The sequence below is a fragment of the Gemmatimonadales bacterium genome, assembly GCA_030697825.1.
Lineage (GTDB): Bacteria > Gemmatimonadota > Gemmatimonadetes > Gemmatimonadales > JACORV01 > JACORV01.
The window spans coordinates 1-3,655 of record JAUYOW010000302.1 but is presented as its reverse complement, the minus strand read 5'-3'; the positions used below and the strand labels follow the sequence as shown (position 1 = coordinate 3,655).

The 3,655-nt window shown below is 70.0% G+C and carries 4 protein-coding genes; 1 reads left to right on the top strand and 3 read right to left on the bottom strand.

The features are described 5' to 3' along the window. Positions 1-1,062 (bottom strand): amidohydrolase family protein (locus Q8Q85_14820; protein MDP3775530.1); only part of this gene is annotated, 1,062 nt, incomplete at its 3' end. After that, positions 1,059-2,399, bottom strand: coding sequence for a hypothetical protein (locus tag Q8Q85_14815; protein ID MDP3775529.1), 1,341 nt, complete (start codon positions 2,397-2,399; stop codon positions 1,059-1,061). The genes Q8Q85_14820 and Q8Q85_14815, both read right to left, overlap by 4 nt. A 59-nt stretch (positions 2,400-2,458) precedes the next feature. Here Q8Q85_14815 and Q8Q85_14810 point away from each other — a divergent pair, with 59 nt between their 5' ends. Beyond that, the gene (locus Q8Q85_14810; protein ID MDP3775528.1) at positions 2,459-3,328 is read left to right on the top strand and encodes a hypothetical protein; all 870 of its coding nucleotides are present in this window, start codon (positions 2,459-2,461) and stop codon (positions 3,326-3,328) included. Positions 3,329-3,334: 6 nt separating this feature from the next. Here Q8Q85_14810 and Q8Q85_14805 read toward each other — a convergent pair. Then, on the bottom strand, positions 3,335-3,655 hold a 321-nt coding region (locus Q8Q85_14805; GenBank protein MDP3775527.1), incomplete at its 5' end, for a hypothetical protein.

The window sequence follows — 3,655 nt, the reverse complement described above, 5'->3', positions numbered from 1 at the left end:
CCGAATGCGCGCGCGGGTAGCCGGGTCACGGAGCCGCCGCACCAGCGCCTCATCGCCGCCTTCGTGCGCCCAGGCCGGGATCGTCGATGACAGGCCGGTGGCAGTAGCAACGTATGGGTAGCTGTTCGCCCCGACCCGCTGGCCGGCGGCCCGCGCCGAGTCGAACAGCGCGAGGATCCGCGGCATCTGCCCCCAGCTCGCCCGGCCCGCGAGCTTGAGGTGCCAAACCTCCACCGGCACGCTCGCCTCGCGTCCGATCCTGAATGCCTCGGCCAGCGACCGCCGGATGCGCGTCCCCTCGTTGCGGAGGTGCGTGACGTACCGGCCGCCACGAGCGCCTGCCGACCGCGCCAGCGCGACCAGCTCCGCGGTCTTCGCGTAATAGGCCGGCGCGTACACCAGCGACGAAGACACTCCCAGCGCGCCCTGAAGCATCGCCGTGTCCACCAGCGCCGTCATCTGTGCCAGCTCCGCCGCCGTCGGGTCGCGGCGGGCGTCGCCCATCACGTACTGCCGCACTTGGGTCGCGCCGACGAACGACGCGACGTTGAACGGAGTCCCCGACCGCTCCAGCCGCCGGAAGTAGCCGTCGAAGTCGCGCCAATCCACCGCAAGCCCCCACGCGGCTAGCTGCGCGCTGTCGTCCTTGAGCGTGTTCGCGTTCACCGGAGCCGCGGAGCCTCCTTCCCCCGTGATCTCCGTCGTGATCCCCTGGGTCACCTTGCTGTAGCCGCGCGGATCCACCAGGACGGTGATCTCGGAATGGCCCAGCATGTCGATGAAGCCGGGCGCGACGACGAGTCCCGCGGCGTCGATGATCCGCCGCGCCGAACGCCCGCGCAGGTCAGCGATGGCGGCGATTCGGTCGCCGGTGACGGCAACGTCGGCGTGGCGGCCGGGCGCTCCGGTTCCGTCCACGACGGTGCCGCCGGTGATGAGCAGGTCGTAGTCGGGGGGGACGTACGTACCGACCGACGGAACGAGGGACAGCGCGAACGCGGCGGCAGCGACGAGGGAGAAGCCGCGGCGCGCGCCGGCTTCCCCGGCGGAGCCGTCGCTCACTCCGACCCCTCCGCAGGCCGGCGCTGCGGCACCGTCACGTTGAGCGCCGCGCGCACCCACACCCGCACCTCGGCCGGCGTCGGCCGGAGCGGCGCGGTTCCCTTGGGCGGCGCAGCCCGCAGGCGGGCCGCCAGGGAATCAGGGTCCTGTACGGCCAGCGTCGCGATATCGCGTACGCCGACCCCGGCCAGGCGTCGCGCGTTCAGGGTGCCGATGCCTCGGAGCGTCACCAGGCGCAGGGCCTGCCCCCAGCGCGCTGCCTCCTCGACCCCGCCGCCCGCCGTGCGCGCCAGATCGGAGGCCGAGACCTCGGCGAGCTCGAACGCCGAAACGCCATCGGTGGCGAGCTTTTGCGCCGCGTAGGATGGAAGCCCCGGCACCTCGGCGATCGAAGGCGTGGTGCTGCCGATCGTGTAGCGCTCCATGCCCGAGAGCACGAACACGCTGAAGGCCACGCCCAGCACCGCCGTCGCCGTCTTGCGCGCGTATGGCACCGGTGCCGCGAGACGCTCCTCCGGGGTGGAGATCCCGAACGAGGCGAGCAGGTGGAACACCGACCAGCACTCGAGGGCGAACACCGGGAACCCCAGGAACCCGAGGAGCGGCATCTCAAAGAGCTTCAGCTCCTCCAGCCCGGGCACCGTGTAGATCCAGCGGCTGCGCGCGAACGAGTTGTACATCTCCCAGAGCAGGCCGATGGCCGCGCCGCCCGTGAGCAGCCTGAGCAGGCGCCCGGCCTCGCCTCGCCCGAGGTCCGCCAACAGCGACCACCGCGGCGCACGGCGGTAGAGCGCGGGCTCGGCGAGCAGCGCTGTCGCACCCCAGACGAGCGGGAAGAAGAAGCGCGGCCAGAGCAGCGGGAGCGCGAGGAAGGCGACGCCGGTGACGGCGGAGATGCGGAGCCCGAACGGCGTGACGCGGAACGGTTTCGTCCGCACCGTGGTCAGTATTCCCCACGTCTCCTGCACCCGGGCAGCGAGGAAGATCGCCGGCAGCACTGTCGCGAAGGCGAGCGAGATGCCGATCCACCGCGAGACACGGTCGGCGGGAACGTAGACGTAGTACCAGTTGGCGATCCGCCAGTTCAGCAGCTCGAAGAAGAACCAGAACACCGCCGACCAGGCGAAGAGCGACAGCGCGTGCACCGGATGGCCGGTGAACGGGTCCCGCCCCTCTGCCCGCGCGACGACCGCTGCCATGAGCGCTATGGTCGGGTACCAGCACACGACATAGAGCCACGTCGCCACCGGCTCGACGCCGCGCAACGCCAGCCCGATCCCCAAGCCGATGAGCAAGGCAGAAACGGCAGCCACCGCCGGCGCCTGTCTCGACGTCATGGCTTCATCGGCGCAACGAACGGGAACGACACCGGGCTCATTCGGTCAACCTAGCCCGCGTGGCGGACGTCGCAAGCCCCGCCTACGTTTCCAGCGTGGACTTCCCGCAGAGCCGGTTCCCGAGCACCGGCAAGATCCCCGGCAGCCCGCTCTGGGAGCGGATCATCAACGGGCCGATGCACTCCAGGCGGCTGGGCCTGTCCCTCGGGCTCAACATCCTCCCACCGCGCTCCAAGCTCTGCACCTTCGACTGCCCGTACTGCGAGTGCGGCTTCAATACGCCCAAGGCGCACGGCGAGCGTTGGCCGTCCCCGGACCTCGTGGCGGATGCGCTCCGGAAGACGATTGGGTTTTTGAAAGAGACAGGTGAGACAGGTGAGACAGGTGAGAAGGGGGAGATAGGAGGGACGAGGGGGCTGCCGGACTGGGTCACGTTCGCCGGAAATGGCGAGCCGACCATGCATCCGCGGTTCCCGGTCGTCGTCGAGCGCGTCCTCGCCACCCGTGACGAAGTGGCGCCCGGACTCCGGGTCGGCATCCTGTCCAACGGCCTCGCCGCTGGGAAGCCGTCCATCCGGGGCGCGCTGAACCGACTCGATGCTCGCATGATGAAGCTCGACCCCGGCCCTACGGGAACGGTGAACGGGCTGGCTTACGACCGCGAGCCGTTGGTCCGGAGCTACCGGGAGCTGAAGGACGTGATCGTGCAGGCGATGTTCGTCCGGGGCCCGGGCTTCGATTGCGGCTCCGAGGAGTCGGTCGCCGAATGGCTCGGGTGGCTGGAGCGTATCCGGCCCACGGCCGTGCACATCTACTCGCTCGATCGCGCCCCGGCGGACTTGGCGGTCCAACCCGTCGCGCACGATCGGCTGGATGAGATCGCCGACCGCGCGCGAAGCGTGATCGAAGGAACCGTAGACGTTTTCTAGCGAAGTCTACTTCTTCTTTCTTCCAGCCTTCTTCTTTTTCTTCGCGGCCTTCTTGGCGGCTTTCCTGGCGGCCTTCTTCGGCGGCCGCTTCCTCGTGACCTTCTTCTTCGCCGCCTTCTTCTTCGCGGGCTTCCGCTTGGCGGCCTTTTTCTTCGGCGCCGCCTTCTTCTTCTTGGCCGCCTTCTTGGGCTTAGGCTTCGCCGGCGCAGCGGGCTTCATTGGAGCGGCCGCGGGCGGCGGCGGTGGTGGCGGTGGCGGCGGCGGTGGCGGCGCCCACTCCCGCTCCGGCGTAGGACTCGAGCTCGGCATGTCCCAGCCGCCCCCCGT

Excerpts from the sequence above, each read along its gene's own strand:
- Q8Q85_14815 (MDP3775529.1), bottom strand. The coding sequence starts at position 2,399 with ATGACGTCGAGACAGGCGCCGGCGGTGGCTGCCGTTTCTGCCTTGCTC.